Origin of the sequence: Nonomuraea sp. AD125B (assembly GCF_041402765.1) — a bacterium.
GTDB classification, from domain to species: domain Bacteria; phylum Actinomycetota; class Actinomycetes; order Streptosporangiales; family Streptosporangiaceae; genus Nonomuraea; species Nonomuraea bangladeshensis.
Genome location: NZ_JBGLOU010000006.1, coordinates 326,352 through 352,982, shown reverse-complemented (window position 1 = coordinate 352,982; position 26,631 = coordinate 326,352). Strand labels below are relative to the sequence as shown.

General features: G+C 73.6%; 21 protein-coding genes. 9 read left to right on the top strand and 12 right to left on the bottom strand.

What is annotated here, in order from left to right; translation table 11 throughout:
* Window positions 1-36: 36 nt before the first annotated feature.
* The 4 genes from ACBR40_RS18555 (at window position 37) to ACBR40_RS18540 (ending at window position 2,660) form a co-directional block, all read left to right on the top strand.
* Window positions 37-1,050 (top strand): phosphotransferase, encoded by a 1,014-nt coding sequence (locus ACBR40_RS18555; RefSeq protein WP_371249519.1) that lies wholly within the window; start codon window positions 37-39, stop codon window positions 1,048-1,050.
* A gap of 104 nt (window positions 1,051-1,154) precedes the next feature.
* Entirely contained in the window at window positions 1,155-1,415 is a 261-nt protein-coding gene (locus ACBR40_RS18550) for a hypothetical protein (RefSeq protein ID WP_344211880.1), read from the top strand.
* 57 nt (window positions 1,416-1,472) lie between these two features.
* Complete coding sequence (locus ACBR40_RS18545) at window positions 1,473-2,324, top strand: helix-turn-helix domain-containing protein (RefSeq protein ID WP_371249518.1); 852 nt, start codon at window positions 1,473-1,475, stop codon at window positions 2,322-2,324.
* Window positions 2,325-2,393: 69 nt separating this feature from the next.
* A complete protein-coding gene (locus tag ACBR40_RS18540) occupies window positions 2,394-2,660 on the top strand; it encodes a hypothetical protein (protein ID WP_329574290.1) in 267 nt (88 codons plus the stop codon).
* 6 nt (window positions 2,661-2,666) lie between these two features.
* On the opposite strand, the gene ACBR40_RS18535 is transcribed toward ACBR40_RS18540, so the two are convergent.
* The 5 genes from ACBR40_RS18535 to ACBR40_RS18515 form a co-directional block, all read right to left on the bottom strand.
* Window positions 2,667-4,550 carry an ArnT family glycosyltransferase gene (locus tag ACBR40_RS18535; protein ID WP_371249517.1) on the bottom strand — a complete coding sequence of 628 codons (1,884 nt, stop codon included), beginning with the start codon at window positions 4,548-4,550 and terminating at the stop codon, window positions 2,667-2,669.
* Window positions 4,547-5,722: a dolichyl-phosphate beta-glucosyltransferase gene (locus ACBR40_RS18530; protein ID WP_344211887.1), complete on the bottom strand. Its 1,176-nt coding sequence runs from the start codon at window positions 5,720-5,722 to the stop codon at window positions 4,547-4,549. The genes ACBR40_RS18535 and ACBR40_RS18530 overlap by 4 nt, the downstream gene beginning before the upstream one ends.
* Window positions 5,723-5,746: 24 nt before the next feature.
* Window positions 5,747-7,057 carry an ATP-binding protein gene (locus ACBR40_RS18525; RefSeq protein WP_371249516.1) on the bottom strand — a complete coding sequence of 437 codons (1,311 nt, stop codon included), beginning with the start codon at window positions 7,055-7,057 and terminating at the stop codon, window positions 5,747-5,749.
* A 35-nt stretch (window positions 7,058-7,092) separates the two neighbouring features.
* The gene (locus ACBR40_RS18520; protein ID WP_344211891.1) at window positions 7,093-7,791 is read right to left on the bottom strand and encodes a response regulator transcription factor; all 699 of its coding nucleotides are present in this window, start codon (window positions 7,789-7,791) and stop codon (window positions 7,093-7,095) included.
* A gap of 62 nt (window positions 7,792-7,853) precedes the next feature.
* Window positions 7,854-9,056, bottom strand: a complete 1,203-nt coding sequence (locus ACBR40_RS18515; protein WP_371249515.1) for a cytochrome P450 — start codon at window positions 9,054-9,056, stop codon at window positions 7,854-7,856.
* 84 nt (window positions 9,057-9,140) lie between these two features.
* Between ACBR40_RS18515 and ACBR40_RS18510 the strand changes: the two genes are divergently transcribed.
* Window positions 9,141-9,701: a helix-turn-helix domain-containing protein gene (locus ACBR40_RS18510; RefSeq protein WP_364444681.1), complete on the top strand. Its 561-nt coding sequence runs from the start codon at window positions 9,141-9,143 to the stop codon at window positions 9,699-9,701.
* Between the two features lie 7 nt (window positions 9,702-9,708).
* Here the strand turns inward: ACBR40_RS18510 and ACBR40_RS18505 are convergent, their stop codons facing one another.
* Window positions 9,709-11,223: a phytoene desaturase family protein gene (locus ACBR40_RS18505; protein WP_371249514.1), complete on the bottom strand. Its 1,515-nt coding sequence runs from the start codon at window positions 11,221-11,223 to the stop codon at window positions 9,709-9,711.
* 166 nt (window positions 11,224-11,389) lie between these two features.
* Between ACBR40_RS18505 and ACBR40_RS18500 the strand changes: the two genes are divergently transcribed.
* The 4 genes from ACBR40_RS18500 to ACBR40_RS18485 all read left to right on the top strand — a co-directional run bounded on the left by ACBR40_RS18500 (window position 11,390) and on the right by ACBR40_RS18485 (window position 17,156).
* On the top strand, window positions 11,390-12,316 hold the full coding sequence (locus tag ACBR40_RS18500; protein WP_344211899.1) for a pseudouridine-5'-phosphate glycosidase: 927 nt from the start codon (window positions 11,390-11,392) through the stop codon (window positions 12,314-12,316).
* On the top strand, window positions 12,313-13,242 hold the full coding sequence (locus ACBR40_RS18495; protein WP_371249513.1) for a carbohydrate kinase family protein: 930 nt from the start codon (window positions 12,313-12,315) through the stop codon (window positions 13,240-13,242). The genes ACBR40_RS18500 and ACBR40_RS18495 overlap by 4 nt, the downstream gene beginning before the upstream one ends.
* 82 nt (window positions 13,243-13,324) lie before the next feature.
* Complete coding sequence (locus tag ACBR40_RS18490) at window positions 13,325-15,865, top strand: hypothetical protein (RefSeq protein ID WP_371249512.1); 2,541 nt, start codon at window positions 13,325-13,327, stop codon at window positions 15,863-15,865.
* Window positions 15,866-15,950: 85 nt separating this feature from the next.
* On the top strand, window positions 15,951-17,156 hold the full coding sequence (locus tag ACBR40_RS18485; RefSeq protein ID WP_371249511.1) for a CynX/NimT family MFS transporter: 1,206 nt from the start codon (window positions 15,951-15,953) through the stop codon (window positions 17,154-17,156).
* A 307-nt stretch (window positions 17,157-17,463) separates the two neighbouring features.
* On the opposite strand, the gene ACBR40_RS18480 is transcribed toward ACBR40_RS18485, so the two are convergent.
* The 6 genes from ACBR40_RS18480 to ACBR40_RS18455 form a co-directional block, all read right to left on the bottom strand.
* A complete protein-coding gene (locus tag ACBR40_RS18480; RefSeq protein ID WP_371249510.1) occupies window positions 17,464-20,460 on the bottom strand; it encodes a helix-turn-helix transcriptional regulator in 2,997 nt (998 codons plus the stop codon).
* 49 nt (window positions 20,461-20,509) lie between these two features.
* Window positions 20,510-20,944, bottom strand: coding sequence for a GNAT family N-acetyltransferase (locus tag ACBR40_RS18475; protein WP_364444668.1), 435 nt, complete (start codon window positions 20,942-20,944; stop codon window positions 20,510-20,512).
* A 66-nt stretch (window positions 20,945-21,010) separates the two neighbouring features.
* A complete protein-coding gene (locus ACBR40_RS18470; RefSeq protein WP_344211911.1) occupies window positions 21,011-22,147 on the bottom strand; it encodes an acyl-CoA dehydrogenase family protein in 1,137 nt (378 codons plus the stop codon).
* A gap of 1 nt (window position 22,148) precedes the next feature.
* Window positions 22,149-23,054, bottom strand: coding sequence for a hydroxymethylglutaryl-CoA lyase (locus ACBR40_RS18465; protein WP_344211912.1), 906 nt, complete (start codon window positions 23,052-23,054; stop codon window positions 22,149-22,151).
* Complete coding sequence (locus ACBR40_RS18460) at window positions 23,055-25,028, bottom strand: biotin carboxylase N-terminal domain-containing protein (protein WP_371249509.1); 1,974 nt, start codon at window positions 25,026-25,028, stop codon at window positions 23,055-23,057. It lies immediately after the preceding gene.
* A gap of 2 nt (window positions 25,029-25,030) precedes the next feature.
* Entirely contained in the window at window positions 25,031-26,602 is a 1,572-nt protein-coding gene (locus tag ACBR40_RS18455; RefSeq protein WP_371249508.1) for a carboxyl transferase domain-containing protein, read from the bottom strand.
* Between the last annotated feature and the right edge of the window lie 29 nt (window positions 26,603-26,631).

The following is a 26,631-nucleotide window of genomic DNA, read 5'->3' as shown; positions in this document are numbered from 1 at the left end:
GTCCCCGCTAGAACATCATTCTGTCGAGAGGTGATCATGACCTCCACGCACATCGACGTCGGCGCGATCGACTTCGGCGCGCTCGGCGCGTGGATGGACGCCCAGGGACTCCCCGGCGGCCCGATCACCGGCGCGGCCCCGGTGATCGGCGGCACCCAGAACGTCATGGTCCGCCTGGAGCGCGGCGGCCGGTCGTACGTCCTGCGCCGCCCGCCCCTGCACGCCCGCAGCAGGAGCAACGAGGTGCTGCGGCGCGAGGCGCGGGTGCTGGCGGCGCTGCGCGGCACGCGGGTGCCCGCGCCGGCGCTGGTGGCCGCCCAGACCGAGCGGGAGCCGGTCTTCTACCTCATGGAGCCCGTGGACGGGTTCAACCCCTCCACGGGGCTCCCCGAGCCGCACGCCTCCGATCCGGCGATCCGGCACCGGATGGGGCTGGAGGCCGCCGCCGCGCTGGCCGAGCTGGGCCGGGTCGATCCCGGCGTGCTGCCGGGGTTCGGGCGTCCCGAGGGCTTCCTGGAGCGGCAGGTGCCGCGCTGGCTCAAGGAGCTCGACTCCTACGGCGACCTCGACGGCTATCCAGGCCCCGACATCCCCGGCCTGCGCGAGACCGCCGACTGGCTGAGCCGGCGGCTGCCCCGTTCGTACACGCCGGGGATCATGCACGGCGACTACCACTTCGCCAACCTCATGTTCGCCTGGGACGGCCCGCGGGTGGCGGCCATCGTGGACTGGGAGATGTGCACGGTCGGCGATCCGCTGCTCGACCTGGGCTGGCTGCTGGCGACCTGGCCGAGCGGCAACGGCTACGTGCCGGGCCTCCCCTCGTCCCAGGAGCTGGTGTCGTACTACGCGGCGCTGTCCGAGCGCGACCTGTCGGCCGTCGGCTGGTACGCGGTGATGGCCTGCTTCAAGCTCGGCATCGTGCTGGAGGGCACGCACGCGCGGGCGTTCGCCGGCAAGGCGCCGAAGGAGACCGGCGACCTGCTGCACGCGATGACACTGGGCCTTTTCGAACGGGCCGGGGAGTTCATGGAGGGCGCCCTGGACTGAGCGCCCACTACCCAAAAAGGACAATTTCCGGAAAAACGATCACAAAACACTCCCCGGGTCGTACAATTGCGCGCAATTGCACTTTGCATCGGGGAAGGATCGTCATGCGCATGAGATTCCTCGGCTCCACCTCGGAGGCCGGCGCCTGTCCCACCCTGTACGAGACCGACCGCGGCACCATCGTGGTCCAGGGCCTCGAGGTCACCGACGCCGAGGCGCTCGCGGACCTCCGCGACGTCCTCGCCGGCGAGACCGCGGTCGAGGTCCCCCGCGAGCTCATCACCGAGATCGCCCGCCGGGTCCTTCCCGACGGCGCAGCAACCGCTTTCCCGACCAGCGGAGGAACACCCTCGGCTACCGCTTGATCACAATTGCGGCGGGCCCTGGCATGATCCGAGCAACCAGGGCTAGCCTCTTGCCGCGTGACGTCGTTTCAGCAGGCGCGCATCGACCTCGGCGGTCAGCTGCGCCAGCTTCGGGAAGCCGCCGGCCTGTCGGGCAAGGAGCTGGCCGAGCGGGTGCACTGGCAGCCGTCCAAGGTCTCCCGGCTGGAGAACGCCAGGCAGACCCCCACGGAGGACGACGTGGTCACGTGGGCGCAGGCGGTCGGCGCCGCCGCCGACACGACGGACGACCTGATCAGCCAGGCCCTCGCGCTGCAGGAGCGGCACGACAGCTGGAAGCAGCGCTACCGCAGCGGCCTGGCCGCGATCCAGGAGGACATGCGCGACCTGGAGGCGCGCACCAGGCTGTTCCGCGCCTTCGAGCCTGGCATCGTCATGGGCCTGCTCCAGACCTCCGAGTACGCCCGCCACGTCTTCCGCAAGGTCAAGCGCCTCTACAGCGCCGCCGACCAGATCGACGCGGCCGTACGGGTGCGCATGCAGCGCCAGGAGATCCTCTACGACCGCGGCCGCACGTTCCGTTTCGTGGTGCCGGAGGCCGCGCTGCGCACGATGCTGGCCCCGGCCGACGTGATGCGCGGCCAGATCGACCGGCTGCTCGCGGTCAGCACGCTGCCCAACGTGGAGTTCGGCGTGATCCCGGCCGAGACCGAGCTGCCGGCCGCGCCGATCAACGGCTTCTGGATCTACAACGATGCCATGGTGGGCGTGGCCACCATGACCAAGGACCTCGTCCTGCGCGAGCCCGACGACCTGGCTTTCTACGTGCAGGCGTTCGATGATTTCGCGAAGGTCGCCGAGTTCGACGAGAGCGGGCGGGAGGTGATGATTCGCATTCTGCACGCGTACCGGAAACAAACTCCACATTAACCGCAGCAATTGCTTGCCTCCCGCCACAAGATCGTGCAATTCTGTCGCGAGACGTTGCGGAGGTGACGCATGATGCTTGATACGGCGCTCAGCCTCGAGCGGTTCGCCTGGCACGCGGGTCGTCACGCCGACCTGTCCGTCCAGAGCCTCGCTCTGGCCAGCGATCCTGCCTACGTGTCGGTGCGCAACCGCTTCTCCGCCACTCTCGCGGAGACGGTCACCTGCTCCGACGAGGGCGCGTTCGTCACCTCGTGGGGCTACCGGCTCGGCACGACGGACGACGTCGAGTCCGCCGCCGCCCGTCTCGCCTTCCTCCTCGCCGCCCTGCCCGCCTGAGCCTGGTCAGGCCGCGCAGTCGCGCAGGCCGTCCTGGCCGTCCACGGCGGCGCAGTTCTCCTGCACCCAGCTCGACACCTCGCCGCCGCCCCGGCCGGGGCCGCCGCCGGTCATGACGTACCTGAGCCGGCCCGAGGAGACCAGCTCGCGCAGCCGGTCCACGGTCATGGCCGGGTCGCCGCCGGTGAAGCCGCCCATCGCGATCACGGGCTTGCCGGTGGCGAGGATCAGGCCCGACGCCTGCTGGGCGCTGTTCACCGCGACCAGCCAGGTGGCCGTGCCCTGGTGGGCGACGAGGTACGCGGTCATGGCATCACTGACACCACCGCCGGGCCCGCCCCGCAGCGAACCGCGCGGCCCACCGCCCGGCCGCCCCGGTTGCCCCGTTCCTCCGGTAGAGGGCCCCGCGGTCGGGTTGGTACCGTTCACCGGGGACGCGAGCGGCGTCACCGCGTACGCGGCCGGCCCGCCCAGCGTGGCGACCACCGTCGCCGCCAGCGCGAACGCCGCCACCTTCGCCGTCACCCGCGCCCGCGCCCGCGCCAGGACCAGCGCCGCCACGGCCGCCAGGGTCGCCCCGAGCACGACCCAGGCCAGCCACGGCGTCCAGTCGGGCGTCCGGCGCAGCACCGTGAACGCCCACGCCCCGGTCGCGGCCACCGCGACCGGCAGGAGCCACGCCCAGGCCCGCGAGTTCCGGTACGCCCGCCACATCACGACCGCGCCCATGCCGGTGAGCGCGGCCACGGCGGGAGCCATCGCGGTCGTGTAGTACGGATGGAACGTGCCACTGGAGAAGCTGAACACCACGTAGTGCACGACCAGCCAGCCGCCCCACACCAGCCAGGCCGCCCCCGAGGGGGCCTCGCCGACGGGGAGCCGCCGCGTCCGCAGCAGCACGGCGACGGCCAGCGCCGCCACGCAGAACGGCAGCAGCCAGGAGATCTGCCCGGCCAGGACGTCGTTGAACAGCCGCCCGGCCCCCGGGTCGCCGCCCCAGCGGGCCCCGCCGCCGCCGAAGCCGCCCCCGAAGCCGCCGCCCTGGCTCTGGCCGAAGATCCGCCCGAGCCCGTTGTAGCCGATGACGAGCTCCCGGACGGTGTTGTCGGTGGAGCCGCCGATGTAGGGCCGCGAGTCCGCCGGCCACAGGTCGACGATCACCATCCACCACGCGCTGGACACCGCCAGCACCGCACCCGCCGCGAGCAGCCGCCCCAGCCGCTTCGGCCAGGAGATCCCGGCGCACGCCAGGTACGCCACCGCGAACGCGGGCACCACCAGGTACGCCTGGAGCATCTTGGCGTTGAAGGCCAGCCCCACGAAGAGCGCGGCGAGCAGCAGCGGGCGCAGCCGCCCGGTCCGCAGCGACTCCAGGCAGAACCAGCCCGCCAGCGTCAGCAGCAGCACGAGCACGGTGTCGGGGTTGTTGTCCCGGTTGATCGCGACGGTGATCGGCGTCAGCGTCATGACGACGGCCGCGGCCAGCGCGGCGGCGTGCGCGTCGCGGCCGGGCGGGAAGGACCGGCGCACGGCCGAATGCACGAGCGCCACGGCGGCCACGCCGGCCAGGGCCTGCGGCAGGAGCATGCTGTACGTGCCGTAGCCGAAGATCCGGGCCGACAGCCCCATCACCCACAGCGCGAGCGGCGGCTTGTCCACGGTGATGAAGGACCCGGCGTCGATGGCTCCGAAGAAGAACGCCTTCCAGCTGCCGGTGCCCGACAGGACGGCGGCGGCGTAGTACTCGTTGGCGTCGCCGCTGAGCGCCCAGGCGTACAGGAAGAAGGCCGCCGCGAGCACCGCCCACAGGGCGGGGCGCGACCAGCGCGGCGCGGGCAGGGCATGGCTGCCGGCGGCCCGGTGCGCGGGCCGCGGGAGGGTGAGGTTCATCGTGCGGTCCTCCGCCGGGGGTTGAACACCCACACGCGCAGGAGCAGGAAGCGGACGAGCGTGGCGGCGGCGTTGGCGGCGATGACCGCGGCCAGCTCGACGCCGTGCGTGACCTCCGCGGGCAGCAGCGCGAGGGTCCCCGAGGTGAGCGACAGCCCGACGAGGAAGGCGATCAGCCCTTCGAACTGGTGCCGCAGCGCGCCCGCCGAGCCGGTGACGCCGAAGGTGAAGCGCCGGTTCGCGGCGGTGTTGGCCACGGCGGTGACCAGCAACGCGAGGGCGTTGGCGGCGAGCGGCGGGATGACCGGCCGCAGCAGCGAGTACAACGCCAGGTACGCCAGGGTGCTGACCACCCCGACGACCGCGAAGCGGGGAAGCTGGCGGGCCATGCCGCGCGGCAGCTCGGCCCGCTGGATCCGGGGCGGGACGGGGATGCCCGCGGCGCCGGAGAGCGTCTTGCGCGCCACCCTGACCATGCCGCGCAGGTCGTCCAGGGCGGTGCGGACGATGTCCACCCGGCTGTCCGGGTCGTCCACCCAGTCGACGGGGACCTCGTGGATGCGCAGGCCGTACCGTTCGGCCAGCAGCAGCAGCTCCGTGTCGAAGAACCACTGCTCGTCCTCGACGCCGGGCAGCAGCGCCCGGGCGACCTCGGTGCGCACGGCCTTGAAGCCGCACTGGGCGTCGGAGAACCGGGCGCCCATCAGCGAGCGGAGCAGCAGGTTGTAGGAGCGGGAGATGAACTCCCGCTTCGGTCCGCGCTCGACCCGCGAGTCCCGCGCCAGCCGGGTGCCGATGGCGAGGTCGCTGTGCCCCGACAGCAGCGGCGCGACCAGCGGCAGGAACGCGTCCAGGTCGGTGGAGAGATCGACGTCCATGTAGCTGACGACGTCGGCCTCGCTGCGCGACCAGACCTGGCGCAGCGCCCGTCCGCGGCCCTTCTCGTCCAGGTGCACGGCGCGGACGTGCGGCAGCTCTCGCTCCAGTTCGGTGGCGATCTGCCAGGTGTCGTCGGTGCTGGCGTTGTCGGCGATGGTGATCCGGAATCCGTAGGGGAAGTTCCTGGTGAGGTATCCGTGGAGGCGGGTGACGCTCGCGCGGAGCGCCCGCTGCTCGTCGTACACGGGGACGACCACCTCGACCAGGCGGGTCCGCACTGCTGTCGTGTCCATGCACCCAGCTCACGATTCGGATCTTTAACCGGACTTATCCGATTCTGAGCCACGAATGAGAGTTCCGGGAAGGTCCATTGTTGCGACCGCGCCGCCACCGGGCGCGTTCGCCAGGCTCACCTGACCGCCCGCCTCGGCCACGGCCTGGGCCACGATGGCCAGGCCGAGCCCGGATCCGGGCAGGCCGCGCGCGGACGGCGAGCGCCAGAACCGCTCGAAGACGTGCGGCAGCTCCTCCTCGGGCAGCCCCGGGCCGTGGTCGCGGACGGTCAGCCGCCCGTCCCGCAGCGACACCTCGACCCCGTTGTCGGAGCTGAACTTGGCCGCGTTGTCGAGGAGGTTGATCACCGCGCGCTCCAGGGAGGCGGCGTTGCCGACGACGTACCAGGGTTCGAGGTCGGTGACGACCTGCGCGCCGCGCAGCCGGGCACGCTCCACAGCGGCCGTCACGACCTCGTGGAAGGCCAGCTCGACGTGCGGCTCGTGGTCCTGGTCGCCGCGGGCGAGCTGGAGCAGGTCGGCCACCAGCGTGGTCAGCTCGGCGAACTGCGCCTTGACGTTGACCAGCAGCCGCTGCTTGGCCTCGGGGTCGATGCTGCGGCCGGTCTGCTCGCTGCGCAGCAGCAGGTCGATGTTGGTCCGCAGGGTGGTCAGCGGGGTGCGCAGCTCGTGGCCGGCGTCGGCGACGAGCTGTTTCTGGCGTTCGCGGGAGCCGGCCAGGGCGGAGGTCATCGCGTTGAAGGACGACGACAGGCGGGCGATCTCGTCGGTGCCGCGTACGGGGATGCGGGTGTCGAGGTCCTCGGTCTGCGCGATGTGCTCGACCGCCCTGGTCAGCTCGCCCACGGGGCGCAGCGCGGCGCGCGAGACGGCGAGGCCCGCCATGGCCGCGCCGAGCGTGCCGAGCGCGGCGATGCCGCCGAGCCCGACGGCGGCGTAGCGGAGGGTGCGCTCGACGTGCCAGAGCGGCCGGGCCGCCATCACGGCGAGGCCCGGCCCCACGTTGACGGTCACGACGCGCACCCGTTTGCCGTCCGTCGTCACCCCGTTGCGGTAGATGGGCTCCGGCAGGGGCTCCAGCGCCTTGCGGTCCTCCTGGGTGGGCACGATGGCCCGGCCGAGCGAGCAGGTGGTGCCGTCGGGATGGAGCACCGTCGCCATGCCCTCGAAGTAGGGGCCCTGCGTGCCTTCTGGGCGGCACTCGTGGAGCAGGTACTTCACGTCCCCCTGGTTCTCCAGGATGCTCTGGTCCACCTGCGCGAGGACCAGCATCTGGATGATGAACCACGACAGGACCGCGCACAGCACGACGGCGGACGACACCGCCCCCGTCACGAGGAGCGTCAGCCGAGCCCGGAGGCTGCGGGGTCTCACGCGCCGGCCCGCAGGACGTAGCCCACCCCGCGGACGGTGTGGATGATCCGCGGCTCGCCTCCCGCCTCCGTCTTGCGCCGCAGGTACATGACGTAGACGTCGAGGGAGTTGGAGGTGGGCTCGAAGTCGAAGCCCCACACCTCGCTGAGGATCTGGTCGCGGGTGAGCACCTGGCGCGGGTGCGACAGGAACAGCTCCATGAGCAGGTATTCGGTCCTGGTGAGGTCGAGCCGGCGCTCGCCGCGGGTGACCTCGCGGGTGGCGGGGTCCATGCGCAGGTCGGCGTACGTCAGCGTGTCGCCCTCGGGGCCGCCGGTGCTGAGCGCGCCGCGCCGCAGCAGGGCGCGGACCCTGGCCAGCAGCTCGTCCAGCTCGAACGGCTTGACCAGGTAGTCGTCGGCCCCGGCGTCGAGCCCCGAGACCCGGTCGCCCACCGCGTCGCGCGCGGTGAGCATGAGGACCGGGATGTGGTTGCCCGAGGCCCGCAGGCGGCGGCAGGCGGTCAGCCCGTCGAGTCGCGGCATCATGACGTCGAGCAGCACCGCGTCGTAGGAGGCGCGGGCCAGCTCGTCGAGCGCGGCCTGCCCGTCGTTCGCGGTGACGACCCTGTAGCCCTCGAACTCGAGGCTGGACTGCAGCGCCTCGCGCAACGCGGGCTCGTCGTCGACTACCAGCAACCGTGCGGCCTCACTCATGCAGCAAACGCTAAGGGAACATCATGAGAACCCTATGAACGGGCCGTCCGTGTCCCCCGGGGTCACCAGGTGACGGGGAGCGCGTTGAGCCCGAAGATGGCGGCGTCGTACTTGGCGGGCACCTCCTCCTCGCTCACCGTGGCGCGCAGGTCCGGCAGGCGCTCGAACAGCGTGCGCAGGGCGATCTCCAGCTCGGCGCGGGCCAGGTTCTGGCCGAGGCACTGGTGCACGCCGTAGCCGAAGGCCACGTGGTGGCGGGCGCCGCGCCGGGCGTCGAAGTCGTCGGGGCGTTCGAAGGCCCGCTCGTCGCGGTTGGCGGAGGCGCCGAGGACGAAGATGCCCTCGCCCCGGCGGACGAGCTGCCCGCCGATCTCCTGGTCCTCGGTGGAGACCCGGTCGAAGGCCACCCAGTCGACGATGGACAGGTAACGCAGCAGCTCCTCGACCGCCACGGGCCAGCCGTCGGGGTCGGCGCGCAGCGCGGCGAGCTGGTCGGGGTGGCGCAGGAGGGTGAGCACGGCCAGCGGGATCATGTTGGCGGTGGTCTCGTGGCCGGCGACGAGCAGCAGGAAGATCACGCCGACGATCTCGTCGTGGGTGAGCCGGCCGCTGGTGATGATCCGGCCGAGCAGGTCGTCCTCGGGGCCCTTCTCGGCGGCGGTGACGAGCGCGTCGAGGTAGTTCCTGATCTCGGACGCGGCGGTGAAGCGGACCTGCTCGTCGTCGAGCGCGCTGAGCATCGAGCGGGTGCGCGACTGGAAGAACTCGTGGTCGGCGTACGGGACCCCGAGCAGCCTGCAGATGACCAGCGACGGCAGCGGCAGCCCGAAGTCGGCGACGAGCTCGGCCTCCGGTCCCTTGTGCAGCATGTCGTCGATGAGCCGGTCGGCGATGTCCTGGATGCCGGGGCGCATCTCCCGTACGCGGCGGACGGTGAACTCGGGGATGAGCAGCTTACGGAAGCGGGTGTGCTCGGGCGGGTCGAGGTCGATGAAGTGCCCGGGGGCGTTCTCGGCCAGGAGCGCCTGGCGCTCGGGGGTGGCCCCTCCGGGGTGGAAGACGTGGTGGGGGTGGCCGGGCGTGGCGGGGCTGGTGCTGATGCCTGTCCCGGCCAGGACCCGCTGCGCCTCTGCGTGCCTCGTGACCAGCCAGACGACGCCGCCGGGCAGCTCGGCGCGGACGAGGGGGGCCTGCTCGCGCAGGTCGGCGTACTCGGGGGGCGGCGCGAAGGGGCACCTGCGCCGGGCGGGGAAGATCTGAGCCATAGTCTGCTCCCTACAGGCTGGACCGCATTGCTTACTTACACGAAAGTAAGCAATGCGGGAACGTGCGTCAAGGATGGGAGCGGCATGGCAGGGCGGCGGACGGACACACGAGAGCGGATTCAGCAGGTCGCGCTGGAGCTGTTCGCCGAACGCGGATACGACAAGACCACGCTCCAGGAGGTCGCCGAACGGCTGGAGATCACCCGGCCGGCGCTCTACTACCACTTCCGGACGAAGGAGGCGATCCTCGCCAGCGTCGTGGAGCGGCTCGCCGAGTCGATGGACGAGCTGGTGGCGTGGGCCGAGGAGCAGCCGGCGACGGCGGAGGCCAGGAAGGAGATCCTGGCGCGCATCTCGGGGCTGCTGGAGGACCAGTGGCGGCCGCTGTTCCAGTTCGCCCAGGTGAACCAGGGTGTGATGCGCGAGCTGCCGGCCGGGGAGCGCATGCAGCGGGGCCTGATCGCGATGATCTCCGTGCTGGCCTCGCCCGGCGACGATCCGGTGCGGGCGTTCGAGGCGCGGCTGGCGGTGCTCGCGGTGGTCCTCGGCAGCGTGCCGTTCCTGTTCGACCTGAAGGTGCCGGACGAGCGGCGTACGGAGGTGGCGCTGGAGGTGGCCGGCAAGCTGGTCGCCGGCGGCTACTAGAGGGCTGTCACCTGCGGGCGAGCAGGGCCATCGCGGCGTTGTGGCCGCCGATGCCGCTGACCCCGCCGCCCCGGCGGGCGCCCGCGCCGCACATGAGGATGCGCTCGTGCTCGGTCTCGACGCCCCAGCCGCCCCGGCCGTCCTCGTCGTACGGCCAGCTCAGGTCCGTGTGGAAGATGTGGCCGCCGGGCAGCCCGGCGTCCCGCTCCAGGTCCACCGGGCTCTTGGCCTCGACGCACGGCGTGCCGTCGGGCGCGCGGAGCAGGCAGTCCTCGATGGGCTCGGCGAGCACGGCGTCCAGCGAGGCGAACGTGGCGCGCAGGGCCGCCGCGCGCGCCCCCTCGGGGTCCTCGCGGAACAGCCGGGCGGGCATGTGCAGGCCGAACAGCGTCATCGTCTCGGCCCGGCCGCGCAGCTCCGGCCCCAGGATCGACGGGTCGGTGAGCGAGTGGCAGTAGACCTCGGCGGGCGGCAGCTCCGGGATCCGCCCGGCCGCCGCCTGCGCGTGGGCGCGGGCGAGCTGGTCGCGGGTCTCGTTGATGTGGAAGGTGCCGCTGAAGGCCGCGCGCGGGTCCACGGAGTCGTCCTTGAGCCGGGGCAGCCGGCTCAGCACCATGTTGACCTTGAGCTGCGCCCCCTCAGGGACGGCGGGCTCGCTTCCGAGCAGCCGGTCGAGCACCGCGGGCGGCAGGTTGACCAGCACGTGCCCGCCGGTCACGGTGTGCTCGCCGCGCTCGTCGGTGAACGTGACCTCCCCGGACGGCGCGATCCCGACGATCTCCGCGCCGGTCCTGATCTCCGCGCCCGCCCGGCGGGCCGCCGCCTCCAGCGCGCCCGAGACCGCGCCCATGCCGCCGACCGGGACGTTCCACTCGCCGGTGCCGTCGCCGATCACGTGGTAGAGGAAGCAGCGGTTGGCGAGCAGGTCGGCGGACGGGTCGGCGAAGGTGCCGATGAGCGCGTCGGTGAGGACGACCCCGCGGACCGTGTCGTCGGCGAACCGCGCGTCCACGGCCTGGCCGATCGGCTCGGCGAACAGCGCCCGCCACGCCTCCGGACCGACCAGGCGCTCGATCTCGGCGGGCGCGCGGAGGGGTTCGAGGAGGGTGGGGGCCAGGGCCTCGGCCACCCGCCCGGTCATCGCGTAGAAGTCCTGCCAGGCCTTGTGGTCGCTCTCGCCGCCGGTGACCGCCGCGAACGAGGCCGCCGTGCGGGCGGCGTCCTCGTTGTCGACCAGCAGGCCCGTGCCGCCCACCGGCGTGTACGAGGCGTAGCGGCGGCGGCGCAGCTCCAGGTCGAGGCCCAGGTCGCGGACGATCCGCGTCGGGAGGAGGCTGACGAGGTAGCTGTAGCGGGACAGCCGCACGTCCACCCCGGGGAAGGCGCGTGTGGAGATCGCCAGGCCGCCCACGTGGTCGTACCGCTCCAGCACCAGCACCCGCCGGCCGGCCCGGGCCAGGTAGGCCGCGGCCACCAGCCCGTTGTGCCCCGCTCCCGCCACGATCACGTCATACGCGCCCATCCCCGCACTTTACGTGTCATACCACGCCCCGCGTCAACGCCGGACGTGTGATCACCGGTGGGGATGACCGACCCCGGGAATGGCCGTAACCTGCATTGTCGGCGAGCGATGCCGTAGAGTTCGCCGTTTCCCGCCCCAGGATTTCGCAAGGAGCACGAGACCCACCATGCGCAGCACCGCCGACTCCGTCCTGCAGCCGTCCGACGAGGTGGCCGAGGCCCTGGCCAGTGGCGCCCCCGTCGTGGCGCTGGAGTCCACGATCATCTCCCACGGTCTGCCGCAGCCGCGCAACCTGGAGGTCGCGCGCGAGCTGGAGGAGATCGTCCGCGCGGCGGGGGCGGTGCCGGCCACGATCGCCGTGCTCGACGGCGTGCCCCGCGTCGGGCTGGACGCGGCCGGGCTGGAGCGCATCGCGACCGAGCCCGGCCTGCGCAAGCTGGGCCAGCGTGACCTGCCCATGGCCGCCGCGCTCAAGGCGAGCGGCGCGACCACGGTGTCGGCCACGTCGTTCCTCGCCGCGCGGGCCGGGGTCCGCATCTTCGCCACCGGCGGGCTCGGCGGCGTGCACCGGGGCTGGACCGAGGACCAGGACGAGTCCGCCGACCTCGACACGCTCGCCCGCACCCGCATCACCGTCGTCTGCGCGGGCGTGAAGTCGATCCTCGACGTGCCCGCGACGCTCCAGCGCCTGGAGACCCGCGGCGTGAGCGTGGTGGGCTACCGCACCGACGCCTTCCCCGGCTTCTACCTGCACACCTCCGGCCTGCCGATCGACTGGCGGATCGAGTCGCCCGACGAGGCGGCGGCGATCATGCGCGGCCAGGACGCGCTCGGCGGCCAGGAGACGGCCCTGATCGTCGCCAACCCCGTCCCCGTGGACCAGCAGCTCGACCCCGAGCTGCACGACCGCGTGCTGGCCGAGGCGCTGGCCGCCGCCGAGCGCGACGGCGTCAAGGGCCAGGCGATCACCCCGTTCCTGCTCGGCTACCTGGTCGACGGCACGGGCGGCGCCTCGCTGGAGGCCAACCTGGCCGCCGTGCGCGGCAACGTCGCCCTTGCCGCCCGGATCGCGGTGAGCTGGGCGGACTCGTGACCGACCGCGGTCTCCTGGTCGTCGGGGACGCGGTCACCGATGTGGTGGCGCTGCACGGCTCCCCCGTCCTGGCGGGCACCGACACCGCGGCCGACATCATGCTGCGTCCCGGCGGCTCGGGCGCGAACACCGCCGCCTGGGCCGCCCACCTGGGCGCCGACACCCGCCTGCTGGCCAGGCTGGGCTACGACAGCAGCGACTGGCACATCGCCGAGCTGACCAAGGCCGGCGTACGGCCCCAGGTGACCGTGGACCCCGACCACCCCACCGCCGTCGTGATCGCGATGGTGGACCCGAGCGGCGAGCGGTCCATGCTCACCAACCGGGGCGCGGGCGGCCTGATCTCCGCACGCGACTGGGACCCCGCCCTGCTGGAGGGGGTGGCCCGGCTGCACCTGTCCGGGTACGTGCTGTTCGCCGAGCCGGGTCTGGGCCTGGCCAGGGCCGCCCTGGCGGACGCGGCGGCGGCCGGGGTCGCGGTCAGCGTGGACCCGGCCTCGACCAAGCCCCTGCTCGACTTCGGCGCCGAACGTTTCATGGCCGAGACCGCCGCCGCCGACCTCGTCATCCCCAATCTCGACGAGGCCCTGCTGCTGTCCGGCGCGCGGACGCCGGAGCGGGCGGCCGAACTGCTGAGTGAGAGATACGGCACAGCCGTGGTGAAACTGGGCGCCGACGGCGCGCTGGCGGCGGTGGACGGCACCATCACCGCGCGGGTTCCCGGGCTGCCGAGCCAGGTCGTGGACACGACCGGAGCTGGGGACGCGTTCGCCGCCGGGTTTCTCGCGGCGACCTTGCGGGGATGCGGGGAAAGAGCCGCTCTTGAGGAAGGATGTCGTGCGGGTGCCGCATGTGTGGCCCAGGTGGGGGGTCGTCCACGGTACGGTTTGGATCTGAACCGTCTTTACCCTATTCACACTGATTGATAGCTTGCCGCGTAGGCTGCACCAAGAGCCACATGCGCAACGGGCAGCACACGCGGCACACTGGGGAGGATAAGGTCCGCCGATGGAAGTCGAGTCATCGATCTGCCTGAGCGACCTAGTCCCAGCTCTTCGCTGGAGCCGACCACAGCAGGTGGCCGAGGCGCTGGGCGACCCGCGCCTGCCCGCGGGATGGTGGTCCTCCCTCCCCCTCTCCAAGGCGCTCGGCACGGCGGGGCTCGACTGGATCTGCGAACGCCTCGGCCGGCTGGCCACCGCCCGCTGGGACCACCTGCCGCTGTCCGACCTGGTGCCCGCGCTGACCGTGCATCCCGTCGATCCCGCGCTGCCCGGCTGGCCCGAGGCCACCCGTACGGCGGTCATCGGCCTCGGCGGCTGGCAGCGGCTGCGCCGCCTGTCCCCCAGCGATCTCGGCACCCCGTCCGCCACGCCTGAAGTGGTGGTCGGCGCGGTCCTCCGCGAGATCCTCGGCCGCATCCCCGCCCTTCCCGCCGCCGGTCAGGCCGAGCTGACGCGGCCGGTGCCGCGCGGCGCGGACGGCGCCGAGGAGACCAGGAACACCGGCTCCTTCCCCGCCGTACCCTCGGGCGGCCCCTTCGTCGCCCCCTCCCCCAACGGCCAGAGCGGCCCCTTCCCCGCCGTCGCCGACGGCCGCGACGCCCCACTCGCCGCCTCTCCGGGTCAGAGCGGCCCGTTCCCCGCCCCTGCCGACGGCCGCGACGCCCCGCTCGCCGCCTCCTCCGGCCAGAGCGGCCCGTTCCCCGCCCCTGCCGACGGCCGCGACGCCCCGCTCGCCGCCTCCTCCGGCCAGAGCGGCCCGTTCGCGGCTTCCGGCGGCGGGCAGAGCGGCCCGTTCGCCGCTTCTTCCGGTGGTGGCCAGAGCGGTCCGTTCGCCGCGCAACCGGGCGGGCAGAGCGCGCCCGGCACGGGACAACCGGGAGGGCAGCCCGGTGGGCAGCCGGGCGGGCAGGGCAACGGGCTGCCGCAGCGCCCTGCGGCGGCGTTCTCCGGGCGGCCCGCGGAACCGCCGGCGGGCGGGCAACCCGGCGAGCCGCGCCAGACGGGCTCGTTCCCGGCGCAGAGCGGCGACCGGCACACGGGCTCCTTCCCCTCCTTGCCCGGCGACCGGCAGCCCGGCCCCTTGCCCGGCGACCGGCAGCCCGGCCCCCTGCCCGGCGACCGGCAGGCCGGCCCCCTACCTGGCGGCCAGCAGACGGGCTCCTCCCCTGCCGTGCCCGGCGACCGGCAGGCCGGTCCCTCCCTACCCGGCGGCCCGCAGACGGGCCCCACCCCCGCCGTCCCCGGCGAGTCGCGCCAGACGGGGTCGTTCCCGGCGCAGAGCGGCGCGTTCGCCGCCCAGCCGCAGAACGGCGCCCTGCCACAGCGCCAGACCCCCGGCCAGCCGCCTCAGCCCGGTCAGCCCGGTCAGCCTGGCGCGGGAGCGCTGCCGCAGCGTCCGACGGCCCGGCAACCCGGCCGCGAGGAGACCGGCTCCTTCTCCGCAGCCCCCGGCAAGACCGGCGCCGGCTCCTCCCCGGTGCCGTTCGACACCGACCACGCGATGGTCCGCGTCGTCGACAGCCTCTTCCGCGGCCTGGACAAGCTGGAGCTGGCCGTGGCCGTGCACCGGCTGTTCGCCGAGGACCCGATCAGCCTCCGTACGCTCGCCCACAAGCTGCTGGTCGAGCGCGAATCCCTCTCCCACGCCCAGCGCACGGCCGAGGAGCGCGTGCTGACCTGGCTGCGTTCCTCGGAGTCCGCGCCGGTGACCGGGCACATGTTCCGCCTGACGGAGTGGCTGGGCGCGGCGGCCACCGAGGAGCAGCTGATCGGCGCCGACCCGGCCCACCCGGTGATGGTGCCCTCCCTGCGCACCCCGCTCTGGCGGGTGCTGGTCACGCTCATGCCCGACCGCCGGCTCCAGGACGGCTGGCTCGTGGTGGGCGACATCCACGGCCTCCAGGCCCGTACGCGCCAGCTCCTGGCCTCGGCCCCGCCGGACGCCGACATGGTGGAGCTGATGGGCGAGCTGGGCATCCGCGCCCACTCCGCCAAGGCGTGGCTGGACGCCCTGCCGCCGGAGTCCGCCGACCCGATGGCCTCGGCCCCGTCCCCGGCCCAGCCCCTCCCCCGCCGCACACCGGGCGCGAACGGCCACCACCACCGCGGCGGCCAGCCGATCCCGTCCGCGACGGCCGGCTCGATCGACCCGTCGGCCGCGCTCGCCACGCTGTCGGCGCTGTCCGGCGGCCGGTCGGGCATGCTGCCCGCCGGTCTCGCGGGCGCCCCGTCGACGCCGCCCCCGCCGCTGCCGAGCCCGTCCTCCGACCCGCGCCGCTGGCAGCGGATCGAGGTCACGCCGGAGCATCTGCGCGGCGGCCCGGTGCCGGTCCCCGAGGGGTACGCGGCCCAGCTCGGCATGCGCCCCGGCACCCTGCTGTCGGTCACCGGCCCAGGCGACAACGCGATCGTCCTGGTCTGGCAGGGCCACCAGCCGGTCTTCGACTCGCTCCAGCCGGTGCTCATGCGCCTGAATGCCCGCCCCGGCGACCAGGTGTACGTCACGGTGGACGGCTATCGCCTGGAGGCCCAGCTCACCGGCTAGCGGCGCCCGTACCCTTGATCACCACCTCCTTCGCGACGATGCTCTAACCCGGACGAACCTGTGCGGAGCAACGCGAAGGAGATCCATGAACGCCGGGACGACCCCCGACACCTCGGCCCAGCCACGCACCCCCTGGGGCACGATCGCCGTCGTCTACCTCGGAGGGGTCGTCGCGGCCATGAGCCTCGGCAAGTTCAGCCCCGTCGGGCCGGCGGTGGCGGCCGAGCTCGGGCTGTCGCTGGCGCAACTGGGCTGGGTCATCTCCACGGTGGTCGGCGTCGGCGCCGCCGTCGGCCTGCCCGCCGGCTACCTGATCCGCCGCCTCGGCGCCGAACGGTCACTGGTCGCCGGACTCGCCCTGACGGCGGTGGCGAGCGCGGCGGGGACGGTCGCGGGCGGCTACGCCTGGCTGCTCACCGCCCGGGGCGTCGAGGGCATCGGATACCTCCTGGTCACCATCGCCTGCCCCGCGCTGATCGTACGGCTGGCCAGGGAACGCGACCGCGGGACCGCGCTGTCCATCTGGGCCACGTTCGTCGCGGTGGGCCTGGGCGCGAGCACGCTCGCCGGAGGCGCGGTCGGCGCCGCGATCGGCTGGCGCGGCTGGATCGGCGTGCTCGCCGGGCTGACGCTCGTGATGGCGCTGGTGGTGCGGTTACGGCTGCCGCGCGGCACCGCCCGGCACCAGGGCGCCGGACCCGTGCCCCGCGCGCGGGCGTTGGCCTGGCCGGGCCTCCTGGCCGCGGCCTTCTGCCTGGCCGTGCTCGTGACCATGCCGGTGCTCGTCCTGCTGCCCACGCTCCTGGTCGAGCGGTACGGCCACTCGACCGCCTCCGCCGGCGCGGTCACCGCCGTGATCTCGCTGCTCAGCGCGCTCGGCGGGGTGACCGTGGGGATGCTGCTGCGCCGGGGCACGCCGGTCGGCGTCCTCGCCTCTGCCGGGCTGCTCACGCTGCCGGCCGCCTGGCTCATGTTCGGCGGTCACGGCTCGTCGCCGGTCGCGCTGACCGGCGCGGCCGTCATCTCGATCGAGAACGGCTTCCTCGGCGCCCTCGTCATGGCCGTCCTGCCGCTGGTGCTGGAACGACTCGACCACGCCGACGTCGGCAACGGCATCATCGCCCAGGCAGGCAGCATCGGCTCCCTCCTCGGCCCGCCACTGTTCGGCCTGGTGGCCGATGGCCTCGACCTGCAAGCCCTGGTGCCGGTCATCGCCGCCGGGATCGTGATCTCCGTCAGCGCACTACTACTGGTCGGCCGAAAAACCTCCCGCACACTGCCCGCCACCTGACCCGCAGCCGTGGCCACGGACCTGCGGACACGGCGGGGCCGGGAAGGGACGGCGGGTCGGGAAGGGAGGTGGGCCACGGAGGGGCCTGAGTCACGGAGGCCTGGCAGATCACGCGATATCCCGAGTGTCGCAGCGGCTCCGTGCGGCACGGAAGTACCCGGCGGTCGCAGGGCCCGGTGGGTCGCTGCGGCCCGTGGACCGTGGGAGGCCCGGTGGATCGCGGACGGCCCGTGGATCGCGGAGAGCCCTCGGATCGCGGAGAGCCCTCGGATCGCGGAGAGCCCTCGGATCGCGGAAGGGCCCGTGGTCAGGGGAGGTCGTCGAACAGGTGGAGGCGGTGGGCGGTGGCGGCGGCCTCGCCTCGGCCGGCGACGCCGAGCTTGGCCAGGATGTTGGAGACGTGCACGCTCACCGTCTTCACCGAGATGACCAGCGTCTCGGCGATCTCGCGGTTGCTGCGGCCGTTCGTCACCTCGCGCAGCACCTCCAGCTCGCGCGCCGTCAGGCCGAGCGGCTGCCCGTCGCCGGCGGGCTCGTCGGACGGGCCGCCGCCGAGGCGGGCCCGGCGGCGGACGACGTCGAGCTGTTCCAGCAGCGGCGCGGCGCCGAGCCTGGTGGCCAGCTCGCGGGCCCGTTCGAGCCGCGCCGCCGCCCCCTGCCGGTCGCCCGCCGCGAGCAGCGCCTGCGCCGACCCCAGCAGGGCGCGGGCCTCCGGATAGGGCTGCCCCAGATCGACCCAGGCCCCGACCGCGGCCTCCCACGCCTTGACCCGCCACGCGACCCGCGCTTCCACGTCGGGGGCCGGCGACTCCGACCTCGGTCGCACAGCCTCGCCCGCCGCCGGCGGCTCCGGGCCCAGCAGTGCCTCGAAGGTGAGCCGCTGCGCCTCCTGCAGCTCGCCCTCGGTGCCGATGCGCCGCGCCACCTCCCGCAGCCGGGGCAGCGCCGCCGTCGCCTCCTCCGCCACGGACGCCCGCCCCGGAGCCGTCCTGCCCCCGGCTGCGGTCAACAGGTGGGCGAAGGTCACCAGGAGCTGCCACACGTAGCGCGGGCTGGACACCAGGTCGCGTTCCGCCAGTGCCTCGGCCGCCTCCCGCACCGCCTCGCCGGCCTGGCCGCGTGCCTCCAGCAGCTCCACCTTGCGCCGCAGATGCGGCAGCAGCGTCTGGTCGCGGTAGGTGCCCCGCGACAGCACCCCGCGCGAGGCGTCGAACAGCTGCTCGGCCCGGTCGAGCTGCCCGCGCGCGAGCGCGATGTCGGTGATGAACCCCTGCAGGCTCGCCCGGTAGGGCGCGGGGGGCGTGAGGTCGAGGGCCTGTTCGATGACCTCCAGTGCCTCGTCCCACCGCCCGAGCGAGACCAGCGGCTCGGCGAGGTTGATCGCGAGGAAGGTGCCGGAGGTGCGCGCCAGGCCGTAGTGGGCGGAGTCGGCGATGCCCGCGCGGGCGACCTCGGCGGCCCGCTCGTGCCACCCCGCGCCCTCCAGCGCGTCGGACTCGGAGATCGCGCAGCGCATGAGCGCGTTGTAGGCGTCCGCGGCGGCGGCGATGCGGCGTGCCTCGGCGAACGCCTCCATCTGCGTCTCGATCTCGTGATAGCGGTAGCGCGCCCAGGTGGCGGTGATGAGGGAGTTGGCCTCGACGTTGGCGTCGCCGACCGCGCGGGCGATCTCCCTGGCGATCTCGGCGGTGGCGATCTTCTCGTCCTTGTCCTCGGGACGGAAGAGCATGCGGGACAGGCTCTCCAGCACCTGGGCGCGCAGCCGCGAGGGCGGCTCGGCGGGCACCAGCGAGGCGGCGCGGCGCAGGTCGTCGAGATGTCCGGGGCGGCCCAGGTCGTAGCGGGTCAGGCCGCGCTGGCGCAGGACGACGGCGGTGCGCACCGGGTCGGTCGCGGGGTCGAGCTCGGCGAGGAGTGCGCCGGCCAGGGCGATGCTGCGTTCGTACTCGCCGGCCAGGTGGGCGACCACGGCGGTCTGCCGCAGCGCCTCGAGGCGGTCGGCGCCGATGCGCCCGGCGGCGTCGGGCACCTGGTCCCACAGCTCCAGGACCCGCGAGAGCATGCGGAGCTGCTCGTCGTAGGCGGTGGAGGTGCGCGCGGCCGCGGCCGCCCGCCACGCGCTGACCAGCGCCCACGTGGAGTCGTGGGCGGCGTGCCAGTGGTGGGCCAGCTCGATCGCGCCACGCGGGGCGGGCAGGATCGACAGGTCGCGCTCCAGCGCCTCGGCGTAGCGGGTGTGCAGGCGGGTGTGCTCGCCGGGCAGCAGGTCGTCGTGGAGCGCCTCGCGGATGAGCGCGTGCCGGAAGCTGTAGCCCTCGCCGTCGACCACGAGCACGTTGCCCGCGACGGCCGGGCGCAGCGCCCGCGACAGGGCGTTGTCGTCGAGCCCGGCGACGGCCGACAGCAGGTCGTGCTCCAAGCGCTGGCCGCCCGCGCTGGCCACCCGCAGCAGCTCCTGCGTCTCCTCGGGCAGCCGCTCGACGCGGGCGAGCAGCAGGTCGCGCAGCGACTCGGGCAGGTCGCCCCGGCCGCCGCCCTCGCTCAGCAGCGCCTCGACGAACAGCGGGTTGCCCTCGCTGCGGGCGTAGATGAGGTCCATGTCGGCGTCCGCCGGCCGGCGCTCCAGGATGCTGGCCGCCTGCGCGACGGCCTCCCTGCGGGTGAGCCTGCGCAGCTCGACCCGGGTGACCCACTCGACCCGGCCCAGCTCGGCCAGCATGGGCCGCAGCGGGTGGGTGCGGTGGAGCTCGTCGCTGCGGTAGGTGACCACGAGCAGCAGCCGCCCGGCGGTGCGCTGGTAGCGGACCAGGAACGACAGCAGGTCGCGGGTGGAGCGGTCGGCCCAGTGGGCGTCCTCGATGACGAGCGCGACCGGGCGCTCCTCGGCCAGCCGCTCCAGCAGCCCGAGCACCAGCTCGAACAGGCGCGCGCGGGCCTCGGCGCCCTCCCTGCCGGGCTCGCCGAACTCGGGCAGCAGCCTGGCCAGCCCGCCGGCCGCGCCGCCGGGCACGAGCGCCGCGACGCCGTCGCGGCCGAGCCGCCGCACCAGCCCGCGCAGCACGGCGGTGAACGGCGCGAACGGCAGGCCCTCCGTGCCCAGCTCCAGGCAGCCGCCGACGAGCACCAGGGCGTCGTCGGCGCGGTCGGCGAACTCGCCCAGCAGCCGCGTCTTGCCGACCCCGGCCTCGCCGCCCACCAGCACGGTCGCGGGCACGCCTGCGCGCGCCTCGCCGAGCGCGTCGCGCAGGACGGCGAGCTCACGGGCACGCCCGACGAACAACGGGCTGACGGCGTGTACGGTCACGTACGCAAGGATGCCATCGCCCCCCGACAGAAGCGCCCGCCGATCGCCCTCAGCGCAGCACCTTGCGGAAGAACGTGGCCGACGCCTCGTAGCCGAGCGCGTGGTAGAACTCCGGCGCCCGCCGGGTGGCCATGGCGACGTAGCCGGCCTCCCGCGAGCGGGCCCACTGTTCGAACTCCTCCAGCAGCGCCCGCCCGATGCCCTGCCGGCGCGAGCCCGACTGGACCATGGCCTCCTCGACCCAGGCGACCGGCCCGTTGGCGAACAGCGTGAGGTGCGTGAAGCCCAGCAGATAGCCGCGGACCCGGCCTTCGGCGACGGCCACGAGCAGCAGGGCGGAGTCGTTCGCCAGCAGCTCGGGGAGTGCGGCGTCGAAGGCCTCGCGCTCGGGCCGGAACGTCAGCCCGAAGTCGCGGGCCAGCGCGAACACCTCGTCCGCGTCCGCCTTCTCCGCCCTCCTGATGAGAAGATCGTCAGCCGTCATGACCCCTGACAGTAGATCCTCGCGCGCCGGTGGCGCAAACATGGAAGCCCTCACGGGCCGGCGACCTCACAGGTCGGCCAGGCCGAGCTGGCGGGCGATGAGCATCCGCTGCACCTCGCTGGTGCCCTCGCCGATCTCCAGGATCTTGGCGTCGCGGTAGAAGCGGCCGACGGGGAACTCGTTCATGAAGCCGTAGCCGCCGAACACCTGGGTGGCGTCGCGGGCGTTGTCCATGGCGGCGTTGGAGGAGACCAGCTTGGCGATCGCGGCCTCCTTCTTGAACGGCATCCCGGCCAGCATGCGCTCGGCCGCGTGATAGTAGGCCAGGCGGGCGGTGTGGGCGCGGGCCTCCATGTCGGCGACCTTGAACTGGATGGCCTGGTAGTGGCCGATGGGGTTGCCGAAGGCCCGGCGCTCCCTGACGTACTTCAGGCACTCGTCCACGCAGCCCTGGGCCAGGCCCACGCTGAGGGCGGCGATCGCGATGCGGCCCTCGTCCAGGGTCTGGAGGAACTGGGCGTAGCCGCGGCCGCGCTCGCCGAGCAGGTTGGCCGCGGGCACCCGGCAGTCGGAGAAGGACAGCTCGCGGGTGTCGGAGGCGTTCCATCCGACCTTGGAGTACTTCTTCGACACGGTGAAACCGGGCGTCCCCGCCGGTACGAGGATCGTGGAGATCTCCCGCTCGCCGGTGAGCGCGGCCACGCCGACGACGCTGGTGATGTCGGTGCCGGAGTTGGTGATGAACGCCTTCGACCCGTTGATCACCCATTCGTCCCCGTCGAGCACGGCCGTGGTACGCATGCCGCCGGGCACGTCGGTGCCGCCGCCCGGCTCGGTCAGGCCGAACGCGCCGAGCTCCGCACCCGAGGCGAGCCTGGGCAGCCAGTGGGCGCGCTGCTCCTCGGTGCCGAAGCGGTAGATCGGCATCGCGCCGAGCGAGACCGCCGCCTCCAGGGTGATCGCCACGCTGGAGTCCACGCGGGCCAGCTCCTCCAGGGCCAGGCACAGGGCGAAGTAGTCGCCGCCCATGCCGCCGTACTCCTCGGGGAAGGGCAGGCCGAACAGGCCCATCGCGCTCATCCTGGCCACGATGTCGTAAGGGAACTCCCCGCGCTCGTAGTAGTCGCCGATCACGGGGGCGACCACGTCGCGGGCGAACGTCTCGACCGTCTTGCGCAGCTCTTCGTACTCGTCCTTGAGCATGTCAGCCTTTCGCGAGCGCCTGTACGACGCGGGATGGGCTGGGCCGGCCGAGCAGCCCGGCCAGCCAGGTGCTGGTGGCGACGAGCTTGCCCAGGTCGAGCCCGGTGTCGATGCCGAGTCCCTGCAGCATCCAGACGAGGTCCTCGGTGGCGAGGTTGCCCGTGGCGGACTCGGCGTAGGGGCAGCCGCCGATGCCGCCGGTGGAGGCGTCCACGGTGGTCACGCCGGCGCGGAGCGCGGCCAGGGTGTTGCCGAGGGCCTGGCCGTAAGTGTCGTGGAAGTGCACCGCCAGCCGCTCAGGCGAGCGGAACGCCTTGATGAGCGCGGTGACGTGGCCCGGCGTGCCGACGCCGGTGGTGTCGCCGAGCGAGAGCTCGTGGCAGCCGAGCCCGAGCAGCCGTTCGCCCACCCGGACGACCTGCGCGATCGGGGTCGGTCCCTCCCAGGGGTCGCCGAAGCACATCGACACGTACGCGCGCACCCGCACGCCGTTGTCGAGCGCCCTGGCGACGACCGGCTCGAACATCTCGAACTGGCTCTCCAGGCTGCGGTTGAGGTTCTTGGCGGCGAAGGTCTCGGTGGCGCTGGCGAACACGGCGATCTCGGCCACGCCGCGGTCGAGCGCCCGGTCCAGGCCGCGCTCGTTCGGCACCAGGACCGGGTAGCGGACGCCCGGCCTGCGGTGCAGCCGGGTCAGCAGCTCGTCGGCGTCGGCGAGCTGCGGCACCCACTTGGGGTGGACGAAGCTGGTGGCCTCGATGACCTTGTGTCCGGCGTCCGCGAGCCGGTCGATGAACTCGGCCTTCACCTCGACGGGCACGATCGCGGACTCGTTCTGCAGGCCGTCGCGCGGCCCGACCTCGTAGACGGTGACCTGCTTGGGAAGGCCGTCCAAGGGATGCGGCATCTAGTCCTCCTCGGGGGTCACGACGGCCAGGACGGCGTCCATGTCGACCGGCTGGCCGGGCTGGACCGGGAGGTCGGTCAGCACGCCGGCGCACGGGGCGGTGACGGCGTGCTCCATCTTCATGGCCTCGACGACGATGAGCGGCTGGCCGGCGCTCACCCGGTCGCCCGGCTGGGCCTTGACGACGAGGACGGTGCCCGGCATCGGGCTGCGCACCACGCCGTCGCCGGAGGCGGCGGCTCCGGGGCGGTCGCCGGGGTCGCCGATCAGGTGGCGGGTGAACGCCCATGCCCGGCCGTCGTGGCCGAGCCAGAGCGTGTCGCCGTCGCGGGCGCACAGGTAGCGTACGGTCCGGTCGCCGAGCGTGACGGCCACCTCCGGGCCCTCCGCGCGCAGGCGGGCGGGCACCGGGCGCTCGTCCATCAGCACCTCGGCCGACTCGGCGGGCAGGCCGCGGACCCGTACCTCGTGGACGCCGTCCCTGGACGCGAGCCGCCAGGTCGTCCAGGCCCGCTCGCCGACCCGCCAGCCGTCGGTGACCTCCCACGGGTCGTCGCCCTGCGGCAGCGCGTGGAAGACCAGCCCGGCCGCGGCGAGCACGCCGGCGGGGGCGGCGGCGTCGGTGACCAGCTCGGGCAGGGCCCGCTCGACCAGGCCGGTGTCCAGCTCGCCCGCGCGTACGGCGGGGTGGGCGGCCAGGGCGCGCAGGAACGGCACGTTGGTCACCACGCCCAGCACGGTGGTGCCGGCGAGCGCGCGGTCGAGGGCGCGCAGCGCGGCCTTCCGGTCGGGGGCCCAGGCCACCACCTTGGAGAGCATGGGGTCGAACTCGCTGCCGACGACCCCGCCCTCGGACAGCCCGGAGTCCGTACGGACCAGCGGGCCGGAGCCGGCCGGGTGAGCGGCGGGACCGGGGACGCCGGGCTCGCGGAGCAGCAGGACGCGCCCGCCCGTCGGCAGGAAGCCGCGCGAAGGGTCCTCGGCGTAGACGCGGGCCTCGACGGCGTGCCCGCTCAGCCGCACCTCGTCCTGGCCGAACGGCAGCGGCTCGCCGGCCGCCACCCGGAGCTGCAGCTCCACCAGGTCGAGGCCGGTCACCAGCTCGGTGACGGGGTGCTCGACCTGGAGGCGGGTGTTCATCTCCATGAAGTGGTAGGCGCCGGTGGCGCCGTCCACGATGAACTCGACCGTGCCCGCGCCGACGTAGCCGACCGCCCGCGCCGCCTCCACGGCCGCCGCGCCCATGCGGGCCCGCAGCTCGGGGGTGACGAACGGCGACGGCGCCTCCTCGATGACCTTCTGGTGCCTGCGCTGCAGGCTGCACTCGCGCTCGCCCAGGTGCACCGCGCCGCCGAGGGAGTCGGCCAGCACCTGGATCTCGATGTGGTGGGGGCTGTCGACGTACCGCTCGATGAGCAGCGTCGCGTCGCCGAACGCGGCCCGCGCGGTCCGCCGCGCCGACGCCAGCGCGTCGGGCAGCTCCGCGGCCGAGCGCACCAGCACCATGCCCTTGCCGCCGCCGCCCGCGGACGGCTTGATGAGGGCCGGGAAGTCGCGCCACTCCTCCAGCACGTCGCCGGGCTCGGCCCCGCCCGGCACCACCGGCACCCCGGCGGCCGACACCGTGGCCTTGGCCCGGATCTTGTCGCCCATGGCGTCGATGGCCTCGGCCGGCGGCCCGACGAACGCCGCACCAGCGGCGGCGCAGGCCCGCGCGAAGGCGGCGTTCTCGGCCAGGAACCCGTAGCCGGGGTGCACGGCCTGCGCCCCGGACGCGAGCGCCGCCCCCGCGATCGCCTCGGCGTCCAGGTAGCTCGGCACCTCCAGGGCGAGGTCCGCCTCGCGTACGTGCCGGGCGCCGGCGTCGGAGGGCGTGTGCACGGCCACCGCCGTGACGCCGAGCCGGCGCAGCGTGCGGGCGATCCGTACGGCGATCTCGCCCCTGTTGGCGATGAGAACACGGTCGAACAGCATGATCACATCCGGAAGACGCCGTATCCGGCGGGTTCGAGCGGGGCGTTGGCCGCCGCGGACAGCGCCAGGCCGAGGACGGTGCGGGTGTCGAGCGGGTCGATCACGCCGTCGTCCCACAGCCTGGCCGTGGAGTAGTACGGGTTGCCCTGGTGCTCGTACTGGGCCCTGATGGCGTCGGCATCGGCGGTGCCGACGGTGGTGAGGACGTTCGCGGCCTGCTCGCCGCCCATCACGGAGATGCGGGCGTTGGGCCACATCCACAGGAAGCGCGGCGCGTACGCCCGGCCGGCCATCGCGTAGTTGCCCGCCCCGAACGAGCCGCCGATGACCACGGTGAACTTGGGCACCCGCGCGCAGGAGACGGCGGTGACCATCTTCGCGCCGTGCTTGGCGATGCCGCCCGCCTCGTACGCCTTGCCGACCATGAAGCCGCTGATGTTCTGCAGGAACACCAGGGGGATGCGGCGCTGGTCGCACAGCTCGATGAAGTGGGCGCCCTTCATGGCCGACTCGCTGAACAGGATGCCGTTGTTGGCCACGATGCCGACCGGGTGGCCGTGCAGGTAGGCGAAGCCGGTGACGAGGGTGTGGCCGTACTCGGCCTTGAACTCCAGGAAGCGCGAGCCGTCCACGAGACGCGCGATGACCTCGCGCACGTCGTACGGCTGACGGGTGTCGGCCGGGACGATGCCGTACAGGTCGCGCGGGTCGTGGCGGGGCGGCTCGGGCGTGACCACCGGCCAGGGCCGCTCGGCGCGCGGAGCGAGCGTGGAGACGATGTCGCGGACGATGGCGAGGGCGTGCGCGTCGTCCTCGGCGAGATGGTCGGTGACACCGCTGACCCGGGCGTGCAGGTCGCCGCCGCCCAGCTCCTCGGCCGTGACCTCCTCGCCGGTGGCCGCCTTCACCAGCGGCGGGCCGCCCAGGAAGATCGTGCCCTGGCCGCGGACGATGACCGCCTCGTCGCTCATCGCGGGGACGTACGCGCCGCCCGCCGTGCACGAGCCGAGCACGGCGGCGATCTGCGGGATGCCGCGGGCGGACATGGTGGCCTGGTTGTAGAAGATGCGGCCGAAGTGGTCGCGGTCGGGGAACACCTCGTCCTGCCGGGGCAGGAACGCGCCGCCGGAGTCCACCAGGTAGACGCAGGGCAGGTGGTTGTGCAGGGCCACCTCCTGCGCGCGCAGATGCTTCTTGACGGTCATCGGGTAGTAGGTGCCGCCCTTGACCGTCGCGTCGTTGGCGACGATCACGCACTCGCGGCCCGAGACCCGGCCGACGCCCGTGATGATCCCGGCGGCCGGCGCCTCGTCGTCGTACAGGCCGTTCGCGGCCAGCGGCGACAGCTCCAGGAAGCGCGAGCCGGGGTCCAGCAGGCCGTCCACGCGGTCGCGCGGCAGCAGCTTGCCCCGCTCGACGTGCCGCCGCCGCGACCGCTCGGGGCCGCCGGGCGCGGCGGCGGCGAGGCGGTCGAGCAGGTCGGCGGCCAGGCGTTCGTTGATCTCGGTGTTGCGCTTGTACGCCTCCCCCGCCGGGTCGGCGGCCGAGCCCAGCACCGGCCAGTCGCTGCTCATGCGTCCCCTCTCATGCCCTCATGGCTCGA

Coding starts and splice junctions, on each gene's coding strand:
- ACBR40_RS18555 (WP_371249519.1), top strand. CDS start 37: ATGACCTCCACGCACATCGACGTCGGCGCGATCGACTTCGGCGCGCTC.
- ACBR40_RS18550 (WP_344211880.1), top strand. CDS start 1,155: ATGCGCATGAGATTCCTCGGCTCCACCTCGGAGGCCGGCGCCTGTCCC.
- ACBR40_RS18540 (WP_329574290.1), top strand. CDS start 2,394: ATGATGCTTGATACGGCGCTCAGCCTCGAGCGGTTCGCCTGGCACGCG.
- ACBR40_RS18535 (WP_371249517.1), bottom strand. CDS start 4,550: ATGAACCTCACCCTCCCGCGGCCCGCGCACCGGGCCGCCGGCAGCCAT.
- ACBR40_RS18530 (WP_344211887.1), bottom strand. CDS start 5,722: ATGGACACGACAGCAGTGCGGACCCGCCTGGTCGAGGTGGTCGTCCCC.
- ACBR40_RS18520 (WP_344211891.1), bottom strand. CDS start 7,791: ATGAGTGAGGCCGCACGGTTGCTGGTAGTCGACGACGAGCCCGCGTTG.
- ACBR40_RS18515 (WP_371249515.1), bottom strand. CDS start 9,056: ATGGCTCAGATCTTCCCCGCCCGGCGCAGGTGCCCCTTCGCGCCGCCC.
- ACBR40_RS18510 (WP_364444681.1), top strand. CDS start 9,141: ATGGCAGGGCGGCGGACGGACACACGAGAGCGGATTCAGCAGGTCGCG.
- ACBR40_RS18505 (WP_371249514.1), bottom strand. CDS start 11,223: ATGGGCGCGTATGACGTGATCGTGGCGGGAGCGGGGCACAACGGGCTG.
- ACBR40_RS18500 (WP_344211899.1), top strand. CDS start 11,390: ATGCGCAGCACCGCCGACTCCGTCCTGCAGCCGTCCGACGAGGTGGCC.
- ACBR40_RS18490 (WP_371249512.1), top strand. CDS start 13,325: ATGGAAGTCGAGTCATCGATCTGCCTGAGCGACCTAGTCCCAGCTCTT.
- ACBR40_RS18485 (WP_371249511.1), top strand. CDS start 15,951: ATGAACGCCGGGACGACCCCCGACACCTCGGCCCAGCCACGCACCCCC.
- ACBR40_RS18475 (WP_364444668.1), bottom strand. CDS start 20,944: ATGACGGCTGACGATCTTCTCATCAGGAGGGCGGAGAAGGCGGACGCG.
- ACBR40_RS18470 (WP_344211911.1), bottom strand. CDS start 22,147: ATGCTCAAGGACGAGTACGAAGAGCTGCGCAAGACGGTCGAGACGTTC.
- ACBR40_RS18465 (WP_344211912.1), bottom strand. CDS start 23,054: ATGCCGCATCCCTTGGACGGCCTTCCCAAGCAGGTCACCGTCTACGAG.
- ACBR40_RS18460 (WP_371249509.1), bottom strand. CDS start 25,028: ATGCTGTTCGACCGTGTTCTCATCGCCAACAGGGGCGAGATCGCCGTA.
- ACBR40_RS18455 (WP_371249508.1), bottom strand. CDS start 26,602: ATGAGCAGCGACTGGCCGGTGCTGGGCTCGGCCGCCGACCCGGCGGGG.